At 65.5% G+C, this 21,123-nt stretch carries 21 protein-coding genes; 6 read left to right on the top strand and 15 right to left on the bottom strand.

Going from position 1 to position 21,123, the window contains the following annotated elements; translation table 11 throughout:
- Nucleotides 1–2: 2 nt before the first annotated feature.
- The 7 genes from addA to regB all read right to left on the bottom strand — a co-directional run bounded on the left by addA (nt 3) and on the right by regB (nt 11,474).
- Nucleotides 3–3,365: a double-strand break repair helicase AddA gene (gene addA, locus BMX99_RS06540; RefSeq protein WP_093448983.1), complete on the bottom strand. Its 3,363-nt coding sequence runs from the start codon at nt 3,363–3,365 to the stop codon at nt 3–5.
- A complete protein-coding gene (addB, locus tag BMX99_RS06535; RefSeq protein WP_093448978.1) occupies nt 3,362–6,289 on the bottom strand; it encodes a double-strand break repair protein AddB in 2,928 nt (975 codons plus the stop codon). The genes addA and addB overlap by 4 nt, the downstream gene beginning before the upstream one ends.
- Nucleotides 6,282–6,953: a nucleotidyltransferase family protein gene (locus BMX99_RS06530; protein WP_093451135.1), complete on the bottom strand. Its 672-nt coding sequence runs from the start codon at nt 6,951–6,953 to the stop codon at nt 6,282–6,284. Before BMX99_RS06530 ends, addB begins: the two co-directional genes overlap by 8 nt.
- Nucleotides 6,953–7,963, bottom strand: coding sequence for an aminoglycoside phosphotransferase family protein (locus BMX99_RS06525; protein WP_093448974.1), 1,011 nt, complete (start codon nt 7,961–7,963; stop codon nt 6,953–6,955). The genes BMX99_RS06530 and BMX99_RS06525 overlap by 1 nt, the downstream gene beginning before the upstream one ends.
- The gene (tsaE, locus tag BMX99_RS06520) at nt 7,956–8,423 is read right to left on the bottom strand and encodes a tRNA (adenosine(37)-N6)-threonylcarbamoyltransferase complex ATPase subunit type 1 TsaE (RefSeq protein ID WP_093448970.1); all 468 of its coding nucleotides are present in this window, start codon (nt 8,421–8,423) and stop codon (nt 7,956–7,958) included. The genes BMX99_RS06525 and tsaE overlap by 8 nt, the downstream gene beginning before the upstream one ends.
- A 43-nt stretch (nt 8,424–8,466) precedes the next feature.
- A complete protein-coding gene (locus BMX99_RS06515) occupies nt 8,467–9,993 on the bottom strand; it encodes a PAS-domain containing protein (protein ID WP_139199449.1) in 1,527 nt (508 codons plus the stop codon).
- A gap of 83 nt (nt 9,994–10,076) precedes the next feature.
- Nucleotides 10,077–11,474: a sensor histidine kinase RegB gene (gene regB, locus BMX99_RS06510; protein WP_093448962.1), complete on the bottom strand. Its 1,398-nt coding sequence runs from the start codon at nt 11,472–11,474 to the stop codon at nt 10,077–10,079.
- An 89-nt stretch (nt 11,475–11,563) separates the two neighbouring features.
- On the opposite strand from regB, the gene BMX99_RS06505 reads away from it, so the two are divergent.
- From BMX99_RS06505 to BMX99_RS06495, 3 genes are all read left to right on the top strand, one after another.
- On the top strand, nt 11,564–12,190 hold the full coding sequence (locus BMX99_RS06505) for an SCO family protein (protein ID WP_093448957.1): 627 nt from the start codon (nt 11,564–11,566) through the stop codon (nt 12,188–12,190).
- Between the two features lie 83 nt (nt 12,191–12,273).
- Complete coding sequence (locus tag BMX99_RS06500) at nt 12,274–12,822, top strand: ActR/PrrA/RegA family redox response regulator transcription factor (RefSeq protein ID WP_093448953.1); 549 nt, start codon at nt 12,274–12,276, stop codon at nt 12,820–12,822.
- Nucleotides 12,823–12,916: 94 nt separating this feature from the next.
- A complete protein-coding gene (locus tag BMX99_RS06495; protein ID WP_093448947.1) occupies nt 12,917–13,300 on the top strand; it encodes a hypothetical protein in 384 nt (127 codons plus the stop codon).
- Between the two features lie 7 nt (nt 13,301–13,307).
- Here the strand turns inward: BMX99_RS06495 and BMX99_RS06490 are convergent, their stop codons facing one another.
- The 3 genes from BMX99_RS06490 to BMX99_RS06480 all read right to left on the bottom strand — a co-directional run bounded on the left by BMX99_RS06490 (nt 13,308) and on the right by BMX99_RS06480 (nt 15,188).
- Entirely contained in the window at nt 13,308–13,790 is a 483-nt protein-coding gene (locus BMX99_RS06490) for a GNAT family N-acetyltransferase (protein ID WP_409371774.1), read from the bottom strand.
- Nucleotides 13,787–14,383 (bottom strand): hypothetical protein, encoded by a 597-nt coding sequence (locus BMX99_RS06485; RefSeq protein WP_093448941.1) that lies wholly within the window; start codon nt 14,381–14,383, stop codon nt 13,787–13,789. The genes BMX99_RS06490 and BMX99_RS06485 overlap by 4 nt, the downstream gene beginning before the upstream one ends.
- A 121-nt stretch (nt 14,384–14,504) precedes the next feature.
- The gene (locus tag BMX99_RS06480) at nt 14,505–15,188 is read right to left on the bottom strand and encodes a VPLPA-CTERM sorting domain-containing protein (RefSeq protein ID WP_093448937.1); all 684 of its coding nucleotides are present in this window, start codon (nt 15,186–15,188) and stop codon (nt 14,505–14,507) included.
- Nucleotides 15,189–15,379: 191 nt separating this feature from the next.
- On the opposite strand from BMX99_RS06480, the gene ahcY reads away from it, so the two are divergent.
- From ahcY to BMX99_RS06465, 3 genes are all read left to right on the top strand, one after another.
- Entirely contained in the window at nt 15,380–16,765 is a 1,386-nt protein-coding gene (gene ahcY / locus BMX99_RS06475) for an adenosylhomocysteinase (protein WP_093448933.1), read from the top strand.
- A 226-nt stretch (nt 16,766–16,991) separates the two neighbouring features.
- On the top strand, nt 16,992–17,333 hold the full coding sequence (locus tag BMX99_RS06470; protein ID WP_093448929.1) for a DUF2853 family protein: 342 nt from the start codon (nt 16,992–16,994) through the stop codon (nt 17,331–17,333).
- 92 nt (nt 17,334–17,425) lie between these two features.
- Nucleotides 17,426–17,869 carry a GNAT family N-acetyltransferase gene (locus tag BMX99_RS06465; RefSeq protein WP_093448925.1) on the top strand — a complete coding sequence of 148 codons (444 nt, stop codon included), beginning with the start codon at nt 17,426–17,428 and terminating at the stop codon, nt 17,867–17,869.
- Between the two features lie 15 nt (nt 17,870–17,884).
- Here the strand turns inward: BMX99_RS06465 and BMX99_RS06460 are convergent, their stop codons facing one another.
- The 5 genes from BMX99_RS06460 to tsaD are packed head-to-tail and all read right to left on the bottom strand — an operon-like array spanning nt 17,885 to nt 21,071.
- On the bottom strand, nt 17,885–18,316 hold the full coding sequence (locus tag BMX99_RS06460; protein ID WP_322788136.1) for a DUF1761 domain-containing protein: 432 nt from the start codon (nt 18,314–18,316) through the stop codon (nt 17,885–17,887).
- A 28-nt stretch (nt 18,317–18,344) separates the two neighbouring features.
- Complete coding sequence (locus BMX99_RS06455) at nt 18,345–18,758, bottom strand: EVE domain-containing protein (RefSeq protein WP_093448915.1); 414 nt, start codon at nt 18,756–18,758, stop codon at nt 18,345–18,347.
- Nucleotides 18,758–19,030: a YciI family protein gene (locus BMX99_RS06450; RefSeq protein WP_093448909.1), complete on the bottom strand. Its 273-nt coding sequence runs from the start codon at nt 19,028–19,030 to the stop codon at nt 18,758–18,760. Before BMX99_RS06450 ends, BMX99_RS06455 begins: the two co-directional genes overlap by 1 nt.
- A 2-nt stretch (nt 19,031–19,032) precedes the next feature.
- Nucleotides 19,033–19,986, bottom strand: a complete 954-nt coding sequence (locus tag BMX99_RS06445) for an NAD(P)H-dependent glycerol-3-phosphate dehydrogenase (protein WP_093448905.1) — start codon at nt 19,984–19,986, stop codon at nt 19,033–19,035.
- Nucleotides 19,983–21,071 carry a tRNA (adenosine(37)-N6)-threonylcarbamoyltransferase complex transferase subunit TsaD gene (gene tsaD, locus BMX99_RS06440; RefSeq protein WP_093448901.1) on the bottom strand — a complete coding sequence of 363 codons (1,089 nt, stop codon included), beginning with the start codon at nt 21,069–21,071 and terminating at the stop codon, nt 19,983–19,985. The genes BMX99_RS06445 and tsaD overlap by 4 nt, the downstream gene beginning before the upstream one ends.
- Nucleotides 21,072–21,123: the final 52 nt, after the last annotated feature.

Raw genomic sequence — 21,123 nt, 5'->3', positions numbered from 1 at the left:
GATCAAGAAGCTGTAGTAGCGCGCAAGGCCGCTATCACAATATCATGAGGCAGCACCATCAGCGTCCCGGTCCGCGTCCACAGCAGGGCGACCTCGATCCGGCGGTCGGGATAGATCTGCGTCAGCGCGGCGGCATAGGCCCCCATCTGGCGCATAAGCCCGTCGGGCACCTGGTGCAGCGTGTCGGGCACGCTTGCGTTCGTCTTGAAATCCACCGCCAGAACATGGTCGTCCGACACGATCAGCCGGTCGATCGTGCCATGGATCCGCTGCCCGTCCAGTTCTGCCAACGCAGCGGATACCGAGACCTCGGCCAGCGCCTGGGGCCCGAAGATATGCGCCAGATGCGGGGCCTGCAGGATGCGCCGGGCCTCGGTGCCCAGCAGGGCCAGTTCCTCGCCCTCGGCCCGGTCGGGCCCGCGCGCCAGCAGATCGGCGGCCAGGGTGTCGAATTCTGCCGGATCGACGCCGACGAGGTGTTCCAGCAGGCGGTGCACCTGACGGCCCCGACGCTTCGCGGCCTCTTCGTCCAGGCCGTCTTCGCCCGGCAGAGCCTTGGCCCCGCCCAGATCCGAGGGTGCCAGCGTCTTGCCCGGATGCGCAGGCGTCGGCGGACGGCGCTGCGCCCAGTCGGGCAGGGCGACAGACCGGTCGACGGGCGCGGGCGGGTCGCTGACCTCAAGCGCCGTCCAGTCGCCGGTTTCCAGCCGCAGCCCTTCGCCGCCCGGCGCCTCAAGTGGCAGCGCGCCCAGTTTGACCATCCCGTTGCGGATCCGGTCGTACCAGGTGTCGCCGCTTTTCCCCAGATCGCCGGCGGCGGCCACGATCAGCCATTTCTCGGCCCGCGTCATGGCGACATACAGCAGGCGGTCGGCCTCTTCTTCCTGCTTGCGGCGGCGGGTTTCTTCCAGCTCGCGCAGGGTCGCCGGGGCCTCGTCCGCGCGGGTGTTCCACCAGGCGATACCATCCCCCGCGATCAGGTCGCCACCGGGCTGCACGCGGCGCGCCTGGGTTTCGGGCATGAAGACCACCGGCGCCTCCAACCCCTTGGAGCCATGCACGGTCATCACCCGGATGCGCGACCCGGCGCTTTCCATCTGGCGTTTGACCTCGGGGTCGTCGCCCTGAAGCCAGATTAGGAAGCCCGTCAGGCTGGGAATCTCGCTGCGTTCATAGGCCAGCGCCTGATCCAGCAGCGCGTCGATGCCATCCTGCGCCTCGACCCCAAGCCGCGCCATCATGCGCCGCCGCCCGTCGTGGCGCACCAGCACCCGTTCCAGAAGCTCGTAGGGCCGCAGGAAATCCGCATTGTCGCGCAGATCGCGCAGCACGCTCCAGGTCGGTTCATGCGCGGGGTGCTGGTCCAGCGCGGGCCAGAGGTGCCGGCTTTCGCGTTTGTGGGCCAGATCGAACAGCGCCCGTTCATCCCAGCCAAACAGCGGCGATTTCAGCACCGCAGCCAGGCTCAGATCATCCTCGGGCGTGGCGAGGAAGGACAGCAGCGCGGTCAGATCCTTCACCGCCATCTCGGCCCCGATCTTCAGACGGTCGGCCCCGGCGATCTCCAACCGCCTGGATTTGCAGGCGCGGATGATTTCGTGAAACAGCCGGGCGCGGCGGCGCACCAGGATCAGAATGTCGCCTTCGTGCAGGGGCCGCGCCTTGCCACCACCCAGGGGCAGGGGGGTGCGGTCGTCGATCATGCGGCGGATGCGGGTCGCGATCCGGTCGGCCAGAACCACGTTGTGATCCTGCGCGCCGGGCAGATCGACGGGATCGTCCCATTCGCCGTCCTCTTCCTGGTCGGTCTTTTCGATGGCGGGCCACAGATCGACACGGCCGGGCAGGGTGTCGTGAAAGGCAATATGGGTTTCCTCAGGCGAGAACCCGGCCTCGACCCGGCCTTCAAAGACCTGATCGACCAGAGACAGCACCGCAGGCGACGACCGGAAGGAATGCGCCAGCGCCATGCGTTGTAGCGGCGTGCCAAGCGCGGCCAGCCGTTCGCCGAAATCCTCGCGCATGCGGTCGAACCCGGACGGATCGGCCCCCTGGAAGGAATAGATCGACTGTTTCTTGTCGCCCACCACGAAGATGGTGCGCGTCTTGTCGTCCTGCGCGCCTTCGCCACTGGTGAATTCCCGCGCCAGGGCCTGGATCACCTGCCATTGCACGGGCGAGGTATCCTGCGCCTCGTCCACCAGGATGTGGTCGATGCCGCCGTCCAGCCGGAACAGCACCCAGGCCGAGACATCGCGGTTCGTCAGAAGATCCCGCGTCCGCAGGATCAGGTCGTCAAAGTCCATCGCCCCGCGCAGCAGTTTCGCATGGGCGTAGTCGCGCAGGAACACGGTGGCGAGGTCATAAAGCGCCTCGGTCTTGTCCAGCACCGACAGCGCCAGACGCCGGTCGCGCGCGGTCTCGACCCGGGCCATCAGCGGGTCGATCCGGTCCATCAGATCGGGGTTGTCCTTCTGCGCCTTCTTCGCAGGAAGTGACCCTATCTTGGCGGTAAACGGGTCCTTCGCGCCGGCCCCGGTCAGGAAGGCCCCTTCCAGGATCGCCAGCGCGGCGGCGTTCGGCCCGGTGATCTGCGCCAGTTTCGCGGCCGTCTTCTGATCGTTCGTCCCGCTGGCTTTGCAGACCTCGATCAGGGCGGCCAGATCGTCCATTTCGGTGCCAAGGAAAACCTCGTCCAGCAGCTGGGCGGCGTCGTAGCCGGCGGGTAAGCCCAGCCCCTGGGCCAGGGCGGCGCGTCCGGGGTGGCGGGCCAGCTGATCGGCGTGGCCGGTGATCGCGGCGCCAAGCGATTCCATCGACATGCCGGAATAGAACAGCGCCACCCGTTCCAGCAGATGCGCCTGAGGACCGCGGGCAATGCGGTCGATCACCTCGGCACGCAGCAGCGCGGCCTGGCGGTCCTCCATCTCGGTAAACTGGGGGCTGACCCCGGCCTCTAGCGGGAAGCGTCGCAGAAGCGAGGCGCAGAACGAGTGGATCGTCTGGATCTTCAGCCCGCCTGGCGTTTCGATCGCGCGGGCAAACAGGGTGCGCGCATGGCCCAGCTTTTCCGGGTTCACCCCCTGATCCACGCCAAGCGTGGCCAGTTCGGCGCGCAGATCGGCGTCGGGCAGCATGGCCCAGGCGCCCAGACGCTTGAACAGCCGGTTCTGCATCTCGGTCGCGGCGGCCTTGGTGTAGGTCAGGCACAGGATGTGCTGCGGCGACACGCCATCCAGCAGCAAACGCGCCACACGGTCGGTCAGCACCCGCGTCTTGCCGGACCCTGCATTCGCCGCCAGCCAGGTCGAGACATCGGGCCGGGCCGCATCGACCTGGCGCTGGGTTGCCGCGTCGCGGATCATTCCACCGGCTCCTTCCGTGCGGGGGTGGCGATGTCCCATTCGCCGTAGCGGGCCAGGTGGTCGTAATCGCTTTGATCCGTGGACTTGAACATGGCACGCCGCGCGGTAAAGGGCTGGCCGTCGTCCAGGTAACGCCGGATCAGGCCTTCGAACCGGGCCCAGACCTCATCGGAGGAAATCTTGTCCAGCGGCGCGTCGACCTCTTTCGTGTCCGACCCCAGCCCGACAAAGGCCGCGCGGACCACGTGGCGCGGGTCGATCTGGTGGAACGCGGCCCGTTCCGCCATTGCCGCCATCAGCAGAAGCTGAAGGTCAAAGGACATCTGCGCATTGGGCGACGACATCTGCCCGGTCTTGTAGTCGTAGATCAGCGCATTGCCATTGGCGTCCAGGTCGATGCGGTCGGCCTTGGCCGTCAGGTCGAACCCAGTGCCCGAAAGGGTGGCGCGCCCGCCGACCTCGTACCCGACCGGATGCCCGGCGGCCTGGCGGTTGCGTTCGCCGTCGATCAGAGCGGCGGCATTGCGCGCCATCTTCGCCAGCCAGAGGATCCGCGCCTCGGCCCAGGGGACTTCTTCGCCCAGAACTTCGCGCGTGACGGCGATCAGGTGATCCTCGGTCAGCAGGCTGGGGTCTTCGGTGACCTGAGGCACGAAGACCTCCATCACCTTGTGCAGCTTGGTGCCGCGTTCCAGCGCGTCGGGTTCCTTCATCAGCGGGTCCAGCCGTGACAGGCGCAGAACCTCGCGGGCGTAGATCGCATAAGGATCCCGGATCAGCGTCTTGATCTGCGTCACCGACAGCTTGCGTGGCCGCGCAGCGGGTGGCGGGCTGGGCGAGGGGCGCGGCGCGGGCGGCACGCTGTCGACCCGGTCCAGCGCCTCGACCAGGTGCAGCCACTCTGCCCCACGGGCGCGGGCGGCGGCCAATTCGCCCTGTCCGCTTGCGCCAAGCCCGGTCAGCAGGTTGGTCAGCCGGTTCAGCCAGCGCGAGGCCACGGTTTCCGCCTCGCTTCCCCGAAGGGCGCGGGTGATCCAGACCTCGGGTGCGGCGGCGGCCTGCTGGAAATCATGCGCCGACAGCCCGATGGTGCGTTCGGGCAGCAACAGGCCCGCCTGGGCGCGCATGGTGCGGTTCAGCCAGGGATCGGGGGGCGGCATCTCGGGCCAGGTGCCTTCGTTGAGACCGCCCAGGATCACCAGGTCGGCGCCCTGCACCCGGGCCTCAAGCGTGCCCCAGATCAGGATGTCGGGATGCGGCGTGGTGCTGTCGCGGTCCTCGGCCCCGCGCAGCACCGCGTTCAGCATGTTCGAGAAATCCTGCGGCCCGATTTCTCCGGTCACGGGGGCGGCCTCGATCAGGTCGGCGATCTTGGCTTGCACGCCTTCGCCGGCGGTGCCCAGCCACAGCCGTCCGTCCGTATCAGCGGTCGAGCCGCGCGACAACGCCTCGGCCCGGACGATCAGATGATCCAGCCGATCGGAAAGCGTCATCACCTGATCCGCGACCGGACGCGCCAGCCGGATCACCCAATCGGCCCAGGCAGGCGCGATCGCCTCGGGCCGTTCGGCGGCAAAGCGGCGGATCGTGTCGGCATCGGGGAAGGGCGGGCCGTTGCGCCGCAGCTCAAGCTCCAGCGCGCGGGACAGCACCAGGTGCGGGCCGCGATCGGCGCCGGAATGGCATAGCGGATGTTTCAGCAGCGCCAGCAGATCGCCCGCGGTTCCGTCGGAGTGCCACAGCTCGGCCACTTGGCGCAGGAACCGGCCTGGCGGCGTCAGGCTAAGCGGTTCACCGGCGGAATCGTCAGGCAGGATGTCCCAACGGTCCAGCGCCGCCTTGACCTGCCGCGCCAGCAGACGGTCGGGCGTGATCAGCGCGGCACGCTGCCCGTCCTCGGCCGATTTGCGCAGTCGCAGGGCAATCGCCTGCGCCTCTTCCCGGGCCGAAGGTGCCTCGAGCAATGTGACCCCGCGCATCGCCACGTCCAGGTCACGCAGCTGCGGGCCTTCGGTCAGCCATTGGTTCGTCACAGGCGCCGGGCGCATGGCCAGCGACAAAAGGCGGTTGCGCGCGTCGTTCTGGTCGGTCGACCGCCAGCGGGCCACGTCGCGGGGTTTCAGCCCAAGCGTCGCCATCAAGCGGCCAAAGCGGTACTGGGGGTGGTCCTCTCCGGTCAGGGCGTCGTTCAGGTTCCTTTCCCAGACCGCATGCGGCAGGTCGAAATCGAAACCGGGCAGCACCACGGCCCCCTGCGGCAGCCGCGCCACCGCCTGCATCAGCAGATTCGTCGCCCCGCGCGACCCAGTAGAGCCCGCGACGATCACCGGCCCGTCGGGCGGGGTGGTTTCCCAATCCTTTGCCAGGGCTTCGGCCACCATGCGCATCCGCGCCGATGGGTCGGGCACCGGGGTGTCATCTTCGACCGCGTCGACGATGGTCAGGAACTTCAGCGCCCGCGCCCAGTGATCGGAATGGGCCGAGACATCCAGATCGCGGATCGCGTCAAAGGACACGCCTTCGCCGCGCATTTCGTCAAAGACCCGCGCCAGGCTGTCGGCCAGATCGAACAGGGCGGCGCGCGGGGCGATGTCCGGCTCCTGCTCCATCAGGGCGCGGACCAGGGGGATCAGCTCGAGCCGCCGCTGCAGGGGCGACACGGGCGCGGGGATGCGCGACAGGGCCATATCCTCGCCCAGGTCGGTGACCAGCCGGATGCGCGGGACAAGCCCCGGAGGGCCGGCATCGAACAGCGCCCGGATCCGCCGCGCCATCCGCCGCGTGTTGACGATCAGCGTGGTCCTGCCCAGCAGGTCCGGCCCGAAATGCGCCGCGCGTTCGATCAGACCGTCGACCAGGTGGCTGGGAAAATCTGCACCTGGCGGCAGGCCGAAAAGGCGGGGCTTGTCGGATGGATCAAACATGGCGGGCCAGCATGTCCTCGGCCAGGGCGATGCCTTCAGGGCGGCCCACGTCGCACCATTCGCCATCGTATGGAAGAATATGCAGCGTGCCGCGCTTTAGCATGTCGTTCCACAGCAGGTTCAGGGAAAATGACGCCTCTTCGATCTGCATCAGCCCCTCGGTCCGCAGGATCTGCGCCCCGGTATAGATCAGCCCCGGGCCGCGCGTGACCGGAGGACCGGGCAGGAAATCCCCGGTGCCGGAATGGCCGACGGCGCGGGCGGGGTCGATGCACAGCAGCAGCGCCTCCATCCCGTCGCGCCAGTGATCGCGCAGCATCTGCAGCGGGTTCGGCCCGGCCCAGACGGCATCCGAGTTCATCGTGAACACAGGACCCGACCCAAGCAGCGGCAGGGCATTGCGCAGCCCGCCGCCGGTTTCCAGGATCTCGGGCCCTTCGCGCAGGCAATGCACATCGGTGCCGGCCAGATGATCTTCAAGCTGGTCGGGCAGGTAATGCAGGTTGGCAACCTTCGGTCCGGTGATCACGCCGCGCGCATGGTCCAGCGCATGGTCGATCAGCGGACGCCCCGCGACCTGGACCAGAGGCTTGGGCCGATCCTTGGTCAGCGCGCCCATCCGGGTGCCGAACCCGGCGGCAAACAGCATCAGTGCATCGGGCATCATCGGCGCAACCTGTCCAGGATCTGCGCATCCGGCGCGGGCAGATCGCGCTTGATCAGCGCGGCGACCGGGGCCAGCGCGGGATGCGCAAGGTTGACCATCAGGTGATCCCAGACGCGCGGGATCAGATCGACATAATGCTTTTTGCCATCGCGGCGGGACAGCCGGGCGAAGACACCCAGGATGCGCAGGTTCCGCTGGGCACCGACCACGTGATAGCGGGTCTCGAACGCCGCGCGGTCCAGGCCATACGCCTGCGTATAGTAACCGATCATCTCATCGGCCAGCGCGGGCGGGACATCGCGACGCGCATCCATCAGAAGCGAGACCAGATCATAGGCCGGATCGCCCAGCATCGCGTCCTGGAAGTCCAGTAATCCGACCCGTGCGGCATCATCGCGGTGGGGCAGCCACAGCAGGTTCTCGGCATGGTAATCGCGCAGGATGGTGACGTCGGTTGCAGCGTGACCGGCCAGAAGCGGCCCCATCGCCGTGCAGAATTCCGCGCGAGCGTCCGGACGGGCACCAAGGCTTTCGGCCAGGTACCAGTCATAGGCCAGCGCGGCGAGGGGGGTCATCACCCCGGCGTCATAGGCGGCAAGCCCCGGCATCGGATCGGCGCGGTGCAGGGCGATCAGCGCGTCGATGGCGGCGCGGTACATCGGGGTTTCCAGCGCGGGATCAGCCACGGCCACCCGCGCAAACAGATCGTCGCCCAGATCTTCCAGCAGAAGAAAACCGCGCGCCATGTCGCGGGCCAGGATCTTCGGGGCCGACAGGCCAAGCCCGGTCAGGTAATCCGCAACGGCAACAAAGGGCGCGACGTCTTCGCCCTTCTCGGGCGGGGCGTCCATCAGGATGGCGGTGTCGTCGCCCATCCGCAGCCGGTCGTATTTCCGGTTCGAGGCATCGCCGGCGATCATCCACCGTTCCGCCTGTGCCCAGGGGGTCGTGTCCAGGAACGCCTGTTTCAGCGTCTCGCGGGGGGTCTCAGAAGGGGTCTCAGACATCGGCATCCTCCAGAAGCGACTGCCAGCGCGCGGGGCCGGTCAGGGTGATGCGGCGGATATCGTCGCCCTCGGGCGAAAGCGCAATGCGCAGGGCGCCTTCGGGCAACAGATCGCCCAGACGGTCGGGCCATTCCACCAGGCAGATCGCGTCCTCGAAGGCCTCGGTCAGGCCCAGTTCGATCACCTCGTCCGGGCTGGACAGGCGGTACAGGTCGGAATGCCAGACCTCGCCCCGGGGGGTGTCGTAGGTCTGAACCAGCGTGAAGGTGGGCGAGGGCACGTCCTCGGGCACCTCAAGCAGCGACAGGATCAGGGCGCGGGCAAAATGGCTTTTGCCAGCCCCGACCGGCCCTTCCAGAAGAAGAACGTCGCCCGGCCGCAGGCCCGCGCCGATGTGCTGCGCAAGCGCGGCAGTCTGGTCCGCGGTTCGGGACAGGACGACATGGCTGAATTCCGACATAGGCCGACATTACTTGTGCCGCCCCGGGCCGCAAGCACAAGCGTCAGGAGTAGGAGCTGATTTCCTGCAGCGGCACCCGGGTCTGAAGGATACGGAAGGTTGCCAGCGTTGCCCCGCCCTGCAGCGGCTTGAAACGGCAATCCATCTGGCGGCCATCGCTCATCCTGACGCGGGCGTCCCATTCGCAGCGGTCCCCGAAGCCGACGACAAAATCGCGGAAATCGCCCCAGGTGGGATCGGGGCCGCAGACCTTTTGCCAATGGGACGAGACATCCGCCACCTTCTGGTCCAGCTGCGTCGCCCCGCCGCTGATCCCCCAAAGATCCTGGTAGGCGGGGTTCGTATAGCTCAGCACCCCCTGGGGCGAGAAGACGGCGATCGCGTCATCCAGCGACTCCATCACCGCCTGGGCGATGTCCAGCTGTTCGCGGAACCGGCGGGTCAGCGTGACCTCGGCGCTGATGTCTTCGAACAGGAAGGCGACGGCCCCGTTGGGATGCGGCCGCCCGGTGACCCGATAGGTCTTGCCCTGCGCCAGGTTCCAGGTTTCTTCGTACTGGCCGCTTTCGGCGCGCGAGATCAGGTCCAAGATCTGGTCGCGCCAGTTCGAATAATTGCGCGGCTCGGGCATGATCATCTCATCCCGCAGCTTGTCGAAAAAGCTTTGGTAATTGGGCCGGGCCGACAGGAATTCCGGCGACAGAGACGTCAGGTCGATCAGCGCCGGATTGAACAGTGCCAGCCGCCGGTTGCGATCAAAGATCGCCAGCCCGGTCGACAGCTGGGCGAAGGTCTTGGTCAGGGTCTGCACGAAAGACCGCTGCGCCTTTTCGGCCTTCACCACGGCCGTGACATCGGTGGCGAGGTACAGGGTCAGCCCCCGCCTGGGCGAGACGGTGACATCATACCAGCGGTCCGGCAGGTCATCCCTTGTACGGAACCGCACGCGGTTCTGATGGCGTTCGGTATAGGGGGCGTCTTCCTGCCCGCAGCGCAGGACAGGCAGATCTTCGGCGGCCGGCTCGGCTGCATGCCGCTTCAGCGCCTTGTAGGCAAGATTAGACCAGATGACCTTGCCATCTGGATCCAGCATCCAGTTGGGATGCGGGGTCGCATCGGAAATCCACTTGGCCATCCTGTGCACATAGGCGCGAAAAGCCGTGACATGATCCGCCATAGTCTGGGTGCTGCCGGGGTCATCCAGCACGATCGACAGCACGCCGCCCTTGCGTACCACCAGAAGGACCGCGGGATCAGAGGGCGAATGGGGCTGAAAGCTCCAACTGCCGTCGGCATGATAGACCGGGAAGGTCACGGGCAGACCGCTGAACCGGAACGAGAAATAGGGCCTGAGATCCCGAAGATCGCCGGTCCATCCGTCACCGTCCAGTTGCAGCTGCAAGGACGCGTCGCATTCCACCACGCGGCCGTTGGCAAGGCGCAGCGCACCGGCGTCGCCCTGACCCGAAGACCGCTTGTCCAGTTGGCGCCAGAGCACCGGCAGAACCAGAAGTGCCGTCAGCACACAGACGACGCAGATCAACAGGAAATCCCATAGGCCAAGAGCCATGATCGCCACCCAGAAACACAACCTTAACAAGACGCCAAATTAGTTTACGATCGGTAAACACAATAACCTGACGTTATTAAGCGTCAACCGGTGAAGGTGGGATTTTCTCCGACGGGGATGGCGTTGACGCCTGCCACGGCGTCGATCTTGGTGCGGGGCCAGACGACCTCGACCACCGCGCCGGTGCGTTCCGAATTGGTGCCCAACCGGCCGAACCAGTCGACACCGTTGGCAAAGCTCAGCTCCGCCCCCGTGCGTTCCAGAAGCGTCTTGGCGATGAACAACCCAAGGCCCATGCCTTCGTACCCCGGGCGCTGCGTCGGATCAGGGGCCGAGCGGCGGCGACGGACAAAGGGATCGCCGATCCGCCCGATGACCTGCGGCGCATAACCCCGCCCGTCGTCCATGATGCGGATGGCGATGACATCGGCGGACCACTGTGCCTCGACCCAGACGTTGGCCTCGGCGAAATCCACTGCGTTCTGGATCAGGTTGCGCAGCCCGTGGATCAGCTCGGGCTGGCGCAGGATCGACGGCGGCAGGGGATCGCCGCCCTCTTCCGGGCCAAAGCCGAAATGCACCGCCTTGCCCCGGTTCACATGCGGTTCGGCGGCTTCTTCGATCACCGTGCTCAGCGGGGCCTGCCGCAGGTGAAGGTCATCCTTCCCGGCGCGCCCCATCGACCGCAGGATGTCGCGGCACCGGTCGGCCTGATCGCGGATCAGCCGCGCGTCCTCGGCCAGGTCGGGGCGGTCGTCCAGCTCCTCGGCCAGCTCGGACGAGGTCAGCTTGATCGTGGCCAGCGGCGTGCCCAGTTCATGCGCGGCGGCGGCCACCACGCCGCCCAGGTCGGTCAGCTTCTGTTCCCGCGCCAGCGCCATCTGCGTCGCCTGAAGTGCGTCGGACATGGAATGCATCTCGGTCGCGATCCAGCGGGAATAGATGCCCAGGAAGATGACCGAGATCACGATCGCCAGCCATTGCCCGAACAGAAAGACATCCGCGACCTGCAGGATGAACCCCTGAGAGGTCCGCAGGGGCAGATGCACCTCGGCCAGAAGTGTGACGATGGTGATGGCGATGGTGCCGATGAAGATCGTCGACCGGCCCGTCAGCGCCATGGCCGACACGGTCACCGGCCCGATCACCAGGATCGAGAAGGGATTGTGCAGCCCCCCCGTCAGGAACAGCAGAAGCCCCAGCTGCACCAGATCGAACAGAACGATCAGCAGGTTCTCGGCCTCGGACAGGCGTTTGCTTTCGGGAAAGACGAAGCTGGCGACCAGGTTGCCGATCACCGAAACGCCGACGACCATGAAGCAAAGACCGTATTCCAGCGCCAGCCCGTAGATATGCTGCGCCACCAGAAGCGCGGCCAGCTGGCCGAAGATTGCGCCCCATCGCAACAATGTGATCGTGCGCAGACGGATCCAATTGCCCCGTTCCTGGCCTTTGAGCACTGGAAAGTCTGTGTTTGCCATGGTGGATGTGCTCTCTTGTCTCAATTGCACCCTGTCCCCCCCTTGATATGTGTGCCACCACGAACGCGCAATCACACCAAGGGACAGACATGACCCGTATCATCGCCATCCTTTCGGCCATTCTTGTCATTGCCCTGTGCGGCGCAATTTATGTCGTCACCATGGGACGCGGTGCGGATGACCGGTTCGCCCAGTGCCGCGCCAGTGCGGTGGCCGGTGGCGCGGGTCAGATCGGCGGGCCCTTCACGCTGGTGGATGAAACCGGCCAGACGGTGACGGATGTCGATGTGATCGACGAACCCACGCTGATCTACTTTGGCTATACCTATTGCCCCGACATCTGCCCCTATGACGCCGCCCGCAACGCCGAGGCCGTCACCATCCTGGAAGAGCAGGGCAAGATCGTGAAGCCGGTCTTCATCTCGATCGACCCGGAGCGTGACACCCCCGAACAGCTGGCCGATTTCACCGACTACCTGCATCCCCGCATGTTGGGTCTGACCGGATCGCCGGAACAGGTCGCCGCCGCCAGCAAGGCCTATCGCACCTATTTCAAGAAGCAGCCGTCTGAAGATGGCGACGACTATTACCTGGTCGACCACTCGACCTTTTCCTACCTGACGCTGCCCGGCGAAGGCTTTGTTGAATTCTTCCGCCGCGACATTCCCGCCGACAAGATGGCCGAGCAGATCGGCTGTTTCCTGGACGCGATGTAGGACGTTCCGACATTTGACGCTGATCCGGACGCAAGGTAGAACCGTAAGACCTTAAAAAGGCACACAAGCAGGAGACCTGTCGCATGGCTGAAGAGCTGGATCTGGGCGAGGACAAGACCCTCCTGCTGGTGGATGACGACGAACCGTTTCTGAAACGGCTGGCCAAGGCGATGGAGAAACGCGGTTTCGAAGTCGAGACCGCCGACAGCGTCGCCGCCGGCAAGGCCATCGTCACCAACCGTCCGCCCGCCTATGCGGTCTGCGACCTGCGGCTTGGGGACGGCAACGGGCTCGACGTGGTCGAGGTGCTGCGCGAAAAGCGTCCCGACAGCCGCATCGTCGTGCTGACCGGTTACGGGGCCATCGCCACGGCCGTGGCCGCGGTCAAGATCGGCGCGACCGACTATCTGGCGAAACCCGCCGATGCCACCGATATCACCAACGCCCTGCTGGCCCGTGGGGACGAACTGCCCCCGCCGCCGGAAAACCCGATGAGCGCGGACCGAGTCCGTTGGGAACATATCCAGCGGGTGTACGAGCTGTGCGACCGCAACGTCAGCGAAACCGCCCGGCGCCTGAACATGCACCGCCGTACGCTGCAGCGCATCCTGGCCAAACGCTCACCACGCTGATGTGATCCATCCCCCTCTTCGCAGTGGCCCCGTCCAAGGGTATTGGGCGGGTCTGGCCCTTGCCCGGGCCGGTCCAACCTGCGGGAGAATGCTCATGATCCGGGTCATCATCAGATCCTACGATGTCCTTGCGGAAGTCGCGCTTTGGGTGCTGCTGATCGTCGCCACGGCGATCGGGTATTTTCAGGCTGGTGTGGCCGGTGCGCTGATCGGTTTTGGCGTCAGCTTTGTCTTCTCGGTCATGGCTTTTGCGCCGATCCTGATGATTTCGGACATGCGGGGATCGTTGAAAAGCATTGACGCCAGCCTGAAGAAAAGCGCCCGGTCTGCGGTGGTGGCAACGGCCCCTGCTTCGGTTGGACCTTCGGCGCAGGCAAAGGACCGGCGCGAACCCTCGTTCGGAAAACCCGCCGCCGCGGTGGCGCATCAGGGCCCGGTCCTTCGCGCGCGTCCCGTCACGCCAAACCCCGAGGACTGATCGCGCCTCAGCGCAGCTCGTACCGCTTCAGCACCTTGTCCACGACCTGACCGTTGCCCATCCGGTGGCCTTCGATCCGGCCGTAATCCTCAAACCCGCGCGACTGGTAATAGGCCAGACCGCCCGCATTGTCGGCACGGATATTGGCGCGGATCCAGTTGTAACCCTCGGCGATGCAGGCGGCTTTGGTGGCCTCGAACAGCGCCGATCCGATGCCCAGCCCGGTGCGGCCCGCACGGGCGAAGGTGGCGATTTCAGCGACGAATTCATCCGTGCCTTCCATTGGTGACACCCACTGAAAACCCAGCAATTCACCGGCGTCATCTTCAGCCAGATGCCAGATGGCATGATCTTCGGCCATGCGCGCCGTCAGATAATCGGCATTGACCGGATCGACGTAAGCCGTGGTGCCGCCAATCGCGATGACCTCGTTCAGCAGGTCGGCCATGGCCCGTGCGTCCAGTCGCCCCGCGCGGCGGATATGCATCAGCTCATCTCCTTCAGCAGTTCGGCGTGGCGGGCGGTGAAATCGCGGCGCACCTCGACCGGCGGGCGCAGGTGGATGTCCAGCCCCTCGATCAGCGCGGCATCGGGGCGGCCAAAGATCTTGTCGGCCTCACCGATGGAGAACCCGGCGATCTGCACCGCCTCCATCCAGGCTGAAACCGTATCGGCCTTCTTGATCTTCTTCTTCAGCTTCACCGGCGTCTGCGCGGGCAGGCCAAAGCGGATGTGGATCGCGGCGGTCAGACGATCATCCAGCGCGCCATAGCCCGGCCCCACCGCGGCCTTGACCGGCGAAATCATGTCGCCGATCACGTATTCCGGCGCGTCGTGCAGCAGCGCGTTCAGCTTGTCCGAGGGGGTGGCCTTCGGCTCCATCCGGGAAAACAGCGCCTCGACCAGCAGTGAATGTTCGGCCACGGAATAGGGGTAATCGCCCTGAGTCTGCCCGTTCCAGCGCGCGACGAAGGCAAGGCCATGGGCGATGTCCTCGATCTCGATGTCCACCGGGGTCGGGTCCAGAAGGTCCAGCCGACGCCCCGAAAGCATCCGCTGCCATGCCCGTGTCTGTTTCGCCATCCGCTGATCCCTGTTCCGCGATGCCCCGTTCCGCACTGCCCCGGTTTCACCACAGGCGCGGCCAAAAGAAAAGGACGGCCGAAGCCGTCCTTTCATTGGTCAGGTCAGGGCGTTGCTCGGGTCAGCCGCGCTTGCGCCGCAGGGCGACGAGGCCGCCGAAACCGGCCAGCATCAGCGGCAGGGTCGCGGGCAGCGGAACCGCCGGGGGCACCACGTCGATGGTCAGCGCGGCGCTGAAGCTGCCGGGCACCAGGATGCTCGGCAGGCCGGGCAGCGCGGTCTGGTTGTGGGCGTAGCCAAGGGTAAAGTCGCCGGTGATGTCGGTCGGGCCGGTGACGACGTTCGAATAGTTCGACGTCAGCGTGCCGCCCAGCAGCGGATAGCCCGCCGGATCGTTCGACAGGATGTGGCTGATCAGCCCGCTCACGACCGAGTTCGACAGGATGTTGTTCAGCAGTCCGGCCAGTGCGCCGGCGGTGATCAGGGTGCTGTCGGAAAACGACATCGGGCCGAAGGGGCTGGTGATGTCCAGCGACCCGGTCACTTCCAGAACGGTGGATGCGGTCACACCGGACATCTGCAGCGGATCGAAACCGGCGCTGAAGGTGCCGCCCAGACCCAGGGCAAAGGTTTCGTCAACGGCGTTGTTGTCCAGCATGAAGCTGCCCGACGCATTGGCATAGGCCAGGTGCGGGATGCCGACAGCCTGGGCGTCGGTGGCGGTGACGCTGGCCAGGCCAAGCGCCAGGGTGAAGGTGGTGGTCAGGGTCGCAAGACCCCGTTTGAATTTCGTCAGAAAAGACATTTCGTCCCCCAAAATATGCAATGTCCTTTTCCTATCGAAAAAGCGACGCCAGGGTAATCCATGATTATCTTTAAAATCACAACAAACTGTTCATGCTTTTGCGCCAAAAGGGGGCGTGACGGGTGGCTTTGCTTGCCCATCAGGGGTGGGGGTGCTAGGCCGCATCCGACCCATTTTGCAGGAGCAATCCGATGGCCGACTACATCGTCAAAGACATCTCTCTGGCCGGATTCGGCCGCAAGGAACTCGACATCGCGGAAACGGAAATGCCCGGGCTGATGGCCCTGCGTTCGGAATACGGTGACGCGAAGCCGCTGAAGGGCGCGCGCATCGTCGGATCGCTGCACATGACGATCCAGACCGCCGTGCTGATCGAAACCCTGGTCGCCCTGGGTGCCGATGTCCGCTGGGCGTCGTGCAACATCTTCTCGACCCAGGACCACGCAGCCGCCGCAATCGCCGAAGCAGGCGTGCCGGTCTTCGCGATCAAGGGCCAGACCCTGGAAGAGCATTGGGATTACCTGGACAAATCCTTCATGTTCGCGGACGGCCCGAACATGATCCTGGACGATGGCGGCGACGCAACGCTTTACGTCCTGCTGGGCGCACGCGCCGAAGCGGGCGAAGACATCATCCCCGTGCCCTCGTCCGAAGAGGAAGAGGTGATCAAGAAGCAGATCGCCAAGCGCATGGCGGCCTCGCCGGGCTGGTTCACCAAGACGCGCGACGCGATCATGGGCGTGTCCGAAGAAACCACCACCGGCGTGAACCGCCTGTACCAGCTGGTGCGCGACGGTCAGCTGCCCTTCCCGGCGATCAACGTCAACGACAGCGTCACCAAGTCGAAGTTTGACAACAAGTACGGCTGCAAGGAATCTCTGGTCGACGGCATCCGCCGCGCCACCGACACCATGATGGCCGGCAAGGTCGCCGTGGTCTGCGGCTATGGCGATGTGGGCAAAGGTTCGGCCGCGTCGCTGTCCGGTGCGGGTGCCCGTGTGATCGTGACGGAAATCGACCCGATCTGCGCGCTTCAGGCCGCGATGGACGGCTACCAGGTCACCACCCTGGAAGAGGTCGTCGGCATCGCCGACATCTTTGTGACCACCACCGGCAACAAGGACGTCATCCGGATCGAGCATATGCGCGCGATGAAGGACATGGCGATCGTCGGCAACATCGGCCACTTCGACAACGAAATCCAGGTCGCCAACCTGCGCAACCACAAGTGGACGAATATCAAGGAACAGGTGGACATGATCGAGATGCCGAACGGCAATCGCATCATCCTGCTGTCCGAAGGCCGCCTGCTGAACCTGGGCAACGCCACCGGCCACCCGTCCTTTGTGATGTCGGCGTCCTTTACCAACCAGGTGCTGGCGCAGATCGAACTGTTCACCAAGGGCGACCAGTACGAGAACAAGGTCTACATCCTGCCCAAGCACCTGGATGAAAAGGTCGCGCGCCTGCATCTGGACCGCATCGGGGTCAAGCTGTCCTCGCTCAACAAGGAGCAGGCAGATTACATCGGCGTCACGCCCGAAGGCCCGTTCAAGCCGGAACACTACCGCTATTGATCCTGCCCCAAGCGGCTGGCTCAATCGGCTGAATCGAAACCCCCGGGCGACCGTCCGGGGGTTTTTTCGTGCCCGCAAGACCGACGCGACCGCCCTGACGCCCCGTAACCGGCCGATCTGCGGTGGCGCGGGTTTTTTTTCTTTACCCAGACATGAGGCGCGATAGGGTCATATGCGCAGGGCCGTGATCAAGGATTAAGGCGGCCGATCATTGGAAGGGACAGATATGGGCAAACGTGACGATTTGATCGCGCAATACGCGGAAGACCTGAAGGAAAAGTGCGGGATGACCCCCGACATGGATCTGCTGACCAAGGTGACCATCGGCTGCGGTCCGTCGATCTACAACGCCGACGCCTCGACCGTGGCGGCCAGCCAGGAAGGCGAACTTGAGACGGTGAAGGAAAACTTCCTGATCAAGAAGCTGGGCCTGGCCGACAGCCCCGCGCTGATGGAAGCCATCGACAGCGTGATCGAGACCTACGGCAAATCCAACCGCAACAAGTACCGCGCGGTGGTCTATTACATGCTGGTCAAGCATTTCGGCAAGGAATCCGTCTACGGCTGATTGCCTGTCCGACCAGTGACACGCGGGGGTCCGACCTTGTCGGGCCCTTGTTTTTTGCCCCCCTCTTTCGACCCTGTTTCACGGATATCGCCATGATCCGCCCTGCCACCCTGGATGACCTGCCCCTTCTGCGTGACTGCGCCGTTCAGGCCTTTTCCGGCTATCGGCTGGACATGGGTCAGGATCCCGCACCCATGCACGCCGACTACGCCGCCCTGGTCGAGGCCGGCGATGTCCATGTGATTGAGACCGGGGATGGCAGCTTTCAGGGGTTCATCGCCTATCACGCCGAAGCAGGGGCGATGCATCTGGATATCGTGGCCCTTCTGCCCGAGGCGGCGGGGCAGGGGCTGGGCCGCAAGCTGATCGAGCACTGCGAAAAGGCCGCCCGCGAAGAAGGGCTGCAGACCGTCAAGCTGTACACCAACGTGAAGATGGAGGGGAACCTGACCCTCTATCCGCGCCTGGGATACGCCGAAACCGCCCGGAAAAGCGAAGACGGTTTCGACCGTGTCTATTTCGAAAAGCGGCTCTGACTAAGGGGGTTTCCCTTAGAACAGCCCCAGCACCAGCCCGATGACGCCCGCGCCCAGAACGGAATAGCCGCCGTCGATCAGGGTCAGCCGTGCGGGCCGCATGGCATAGGCATAATTCATCGCAACCCAGGGGGTGATGAAGAACAGGCCGACGCCCAGACCTGCCACCAGCCCCTTCACCGCGCCGTCGATCCCGGCCATGGCGAACATGTGCCGCATCATCCCGGCCACCAGGATCATCGCGATCCCGGCAATGATGAAAGGCGTCTTCGACCCGCCGTTGGCCGGACGTCCGTCCGCACCCACGGGCACACCCGCGGCCTCCATCCAGGGTTTCGACAAAGTCATGTACCAGACCGCCCCAAAGGCAAATCCCGCCACGGCGGCCACCAATACTGCAATCGCGCCCATCTCACCCTCCTGATCGCGTTTACCTGGATCAACCATAGGCCCGCGCACCAGGATCTGGCGAGTGTTAAAGACCGCCCATCTTGCAGATCAGGTCCCATTCCTCGGGCGTGACCGGCTGAACCGACAGCCGAGAGCTTTTGACCAGCACCATTTCGGCCAGTTCGGGCGTCGCCTTGATCTGGTCCAGGGTGACGGGGCGCGGCACCGGCTTGACCGCCTTGATGTCCACGCATTCCCAGCGGGGATCATCGGTGGAACTGTCGGGATGTACCTCGGCGCAGATCTCGACGATGCCGACGATCTCGCGGGTTTTCTGGCTGTGATAGAAGAAGCCAAGATCGCCCAGCTTCATTTCGCGCATGAAGTTGCGGGCCTGGTAGTTGCGCACCCCGTCCCATTCTTCGCCCGCCTCACCCTTGGCGACCTGGTCATCCCAGCCCCAGGTGTCGGGTTCGGATTTGAACAGCCAATAGCGCATCAGCCGATCACCCGGTTCCAGGTCTTCAGGGTGACGCTGTCGAAGAGGCCCGCCTTGGCATAGGGATCGCCCGCTGCCCAGGCCTCGGCCGCGGCCATGTCCTCGACGTCCAGGATCACCAGCGATCCGCACATCTGGCCATCGGCATCCAGAAAGGGGCCCGCCTGCGCGACGACGCCGGTGTCCTTGATATAGGCAAGATGCGCGTCACGGTTGGCTTTGCGCACGTCCAGCGCACCGGGTTTGTCATGGGCCATCAGGGCAACCAGCATTGTCATTCCTCCTTCAAGGGACGCGACAGAAGCAGCGCCATCGCGCGGCCCACGTCCAGGTTTCCGTCGATCAGACCGACAACAGCGTCGGTGATCGGCATATCAATCTGCATTTTCCGCGCCCGCGCCTGCAGGGCGCGCGCGGTTGCCGCGCCCTCGACCGTGACCGAGGGGTCGAACGCTTCGCCCCGCCCGATCGACAGGCCAAAGCGGAAGTTCCGCGACAGGTCCGACGTACAGGTCAGCGCCAGATCCCCGAAGCCCGAAAGCCCGGCCAGCGTATCCGCCTGCGCTCCAAGCGCCAGCGCCATGCGCTGCATTTCCGCATAGCCCCGCGTCATCAGCGCCGCGCGGGCGCTGTCGCCCAGCCCCGCTCCGATGGCCGCGCCACAGGCGATGGCCATGACGTTCTTCACCGCGCCGCCGATTTCCGCCCCCGGCACATCGGTGGTGCGATAGACCCGGATATTCGGGGTGGTCAGGCTCTGTTGCAGGGCTTTTCCGGTGGTTTCATCGGCGCAGGCCAGGGTCAGGGCGGTCGGCAGACCGCGCGCGATGTCCTGGGCAAAGGACGGACCCGTCAGGATCGCGGCGGGGGCGTCGGGGCGCATTTCGGCGATGACCTGGGTGGGGCTTTGGCCGGTCGTCAGCTCGATCCCCTTGCAGCAGGCGACCAGGGGGCGGGTGCCGAAATCCGGCAGGTCGCGCAGGGCGTCGCGCAGTTTCTGCATCGGCACGGCAAGCAGCACGGGGCCTTCGGGCAGGGCGGTGGCATCGTCTGACAGCGCCAGCGCGTCGGGGAAGGCAATGCCGGGCAGGCGGGCGGCGTTTTCCCGCGCCTGCACCATCGCCGCCACCTGATCCGCATCCCGTGCCCAAAGCGTCACCGTCCCGGCCCGGCCCAGGGAAATCGCCAAGGCCGTGCCAAATGCACCCGCACCGATCACGCTTGTCATGCCTTGGGTCCTTTCTTGCCGCCGCCCAGCATGCCCGCCGCCGCCTGATCCAAGGGCCAGCGGGGCCGGGCGGCCAGGGTCATGTCATCCTGCGCACCGCCTGCGAAACGCTCAAGCCCCGCATAGGCGATCATCGCGCCATTGTCGGTACATAGCGCCAGCGGCGGGGCGGTGAACTGAACGGACATCTGGTCACAAACAGTCTCTAATCCAGCGCGAATGGCCTTGTTTGCGGCGACACCCCCGGCAACGGCCAGCACCGGCACGGCGGGCGCATCCTGCAAATAGATTGCCAGGGCGCGGCGGGTCTTTTCGACCAGCACATCGACCACGGCGGCCTGGAACCCGGCGCACAGATCCACCCGGTCCGAGGCCTTCAGCCGGTTGTCGTCCATCACCTCGTCCCGCGTCCTCAGCAGCGCGGTCTTCAGCCCCGAGAATGACATGTCACATCCCGGCCGGTCCAGCAGGGGCCGGGGAAAGCGAAAGCGTTTGGGATCGCCATCAAGCGCCGCCGCCTCGACCGAGGGGCCGCCAGGCTGGGGCAGGGCCAGAAGCCGCGCGGTCTTGTCAAAGGCCTCGCCCGGGGCGTCGTCGATGGTGCCGCCGAGGCGGCTGTAATCCTCGGGGCCGCGCACCAGCAGGAACTGGCAATGCCCGCCCGACACCAGCAGCATCAGATAGGGGAAGGCCACGCCATCGGTCAGCCGCGGCGTCAGCGCATGGCCTGCCAGGTGGTTCACCCCGATCAGCGGAAGGCCCGCCCCGATCGCAATGCCCTTGGCGCACATCACGCCCGACATGACCCCGCCGATCAGCCCCGGACCCGCGGTCACGGCCACGCCATCCAGATCCGAAAGGGAAATGCCGGCGCGTTCCAGCGCATGGCGCACCACCACGTCGATCCGTTCCGCATGGGCGCGGGCGGCGATTTCGGGCACGACGCCGCCGAAGGCCTCGTGCAGGGAATTCTGCCCCTCGACCACCGAAGACAATACAGTCGCGTCGCCGGGCGTGCCGCGCACCACCGCCGCGCCCGTATCGTCGCAAGAGCTTTCCAGCCCGAGGATCGTCAGTTGCGACATCTTCGTCCGCCGATTGCATGAAACCTGTCCCGCAGGTAACACCGCAGGGACC

Source organism: Pseudooceanicola nitratireducens, assembly GCF_900109195.1.
GTDB classification, from domain to species: Bacteria; Pseudomonadota; Alphaproteobacteria; order Rhodobacterales; family Rhodobacteraceae; genus Pseudooceanicola; species Pseudooceanicola nitratireducens.
Note: the sequence above shows the minus strand (reverse complement) of the source record. Positions and strands in the feature narration are given on the sequence as shown.

What these genes read in the sequence shown, in the direction of transcription:
- addA (WP_093448983.1), bottom strand. Translation starts at nt 3,365, where the DNA reads ATGATCCGCGACGCGGCAACCCAGCGCCAGGTCGATGCGGCCCGGCCC.
- addB (WP_093448978.1), bottom strand. Translation starts at nt 6,289, where the DNA reads ATGTTTGATCCATCCGACAAGCCCCGCCTTTTCGGCCTGCCGCCAGGT.
- BMX99_RS06530 (WP_093451135.1), bottom strand. Translation starts at nt 6,953, where the DNA reads ATGCCCGATGCACTGATGCTGTTTGCCGCCGGGTTCGGCACCCGGATG.
- BMX99_RS06525 (WP_093448974.1), bottom strand. Translation starts at nt 7,963, where the DNA reads ATGTCTGAGACCCCTTCTGAGACCCCCCGCGAGACGCTGAAACAGGCG.
- tsaE (WP_093448970.1), bottom strand. Translation starts at nt 8,423, where the DNA reads ATGTCGGAATTCAGCCATGTCGTCCTGTCCCGAACCGCGGACCAGACT.
- BMX99_RS06515 (WP_139199449.1), bottom strand. Translation starts at nt 9,993, where the DNA reads ATGGCTCTTGGCCTATGGGATTTCCTGTTGATCTGCGTCGTCTGTGTG.
- regB (WP_093448962.1), bottom strand. Translation starts at nt 11,474, where the DNA reads ATGGCAAACACAGACTTTCCAGTGCTCAAAGGCCAGGAACGGGGCAAT.
- BMX99_RS06505 (WP_093448957.1), top strand. Translation starts at nt 11,564, where the DNA reads ATGACCCGTATCATCGCCATCCTTTCGGCCATTCTTGTCATTGCCCTG.
- BMX99_RS06500 (WP_093448953.1), top strand. Translation starts at nt 12,274, where the DNA reads ATGGCTGAAGAGCTGGATCTGGGCGAGGACAAGACCCTCCTGCTGGTG.
- BMX99_RS06495 (WP_093448947.1), top strand. Translation starts at nt 12,917, where the DNA reads ATGATCCGGGTCATCATCAGATCCTACGATGTCCTTGCGGAAGTCGCG.
- BMX99_RS06485 (WP_093448941.1), bottom strand. Translation starts at nt 14,383, where the DNA reads ATGGCGAAACAGACACGGGCATGGCAGCGGATGCTTTCGGGGCGTCGG.
- BMX99_RS06480 (WP_093448937.1), bottom strand. Translation starts at nt 15,188, where the DNA reads ATGTCTTTTCTGACGAAATTCAAACGGGGTCTTGCGACCCTGACCACC.
- ahcY (WP_093448933.1), top strand. Translation starts at nt 15,380, where the DNA reads ATGGCCGACTACATCGTCAAAGACATCTCTCTGGCCGGATTCGGCCGC.
- BMX99_RS06470 (WP_093448929.1), top strand. Translation starts at nt 16,992, where the DNA reads ATGGGCAAACGTGACGATTTGATCGCGCAATACGCGGAAGACCTGAAG.
- BMX99_RS06465 (WP_093448925.1), top strand. Translation starts at nt 17,426, where the DNA reads ATGATCCGCCCTGCCACCCTGGATGACCTGCCCCTTCTGCGTGACTGC.
- BMX99_RS06460 (WP_322788136.1), bottom strand. Translation starts at nt 18,316, where the DNA reads ATGGTTGATCCAGGTAAACGCGATCAGGAGGGTGAGATGGGCGCGATT.
- BMX99_RS06455 (WP_093448915.1), bottom strand. Translation starts at nt 18,758, where the DNA reads ATGCGCTATTGGCTGTTCAAATCCGAACCCGACACCTGGGGCTGGGAT.
- BMX99_RS06450 (WP_093448909.1), bottom strand. Translation starts at nt 19,030, where the DNA reads ATGCTGGTTGCCCTGATGGCCCATGACAAACCCGGTGCGCTGGACGTG.
- BMX99_RS06445 (WP_093448905.1), bottom strand. Translation starts at nt 19,986, where the DNA reads ATGACAAGCGTGATCGGTGCGGGTGCATTTGGCACGGCCTTGGCGATT.
- tsaD (WP_093448901.1), bottom strand. Translation starts at nt 21,071, where the DNA reads ATGTCGCAACTGACGATCCTCGGGCTGGAAAGCTCTTGCGACGATACG.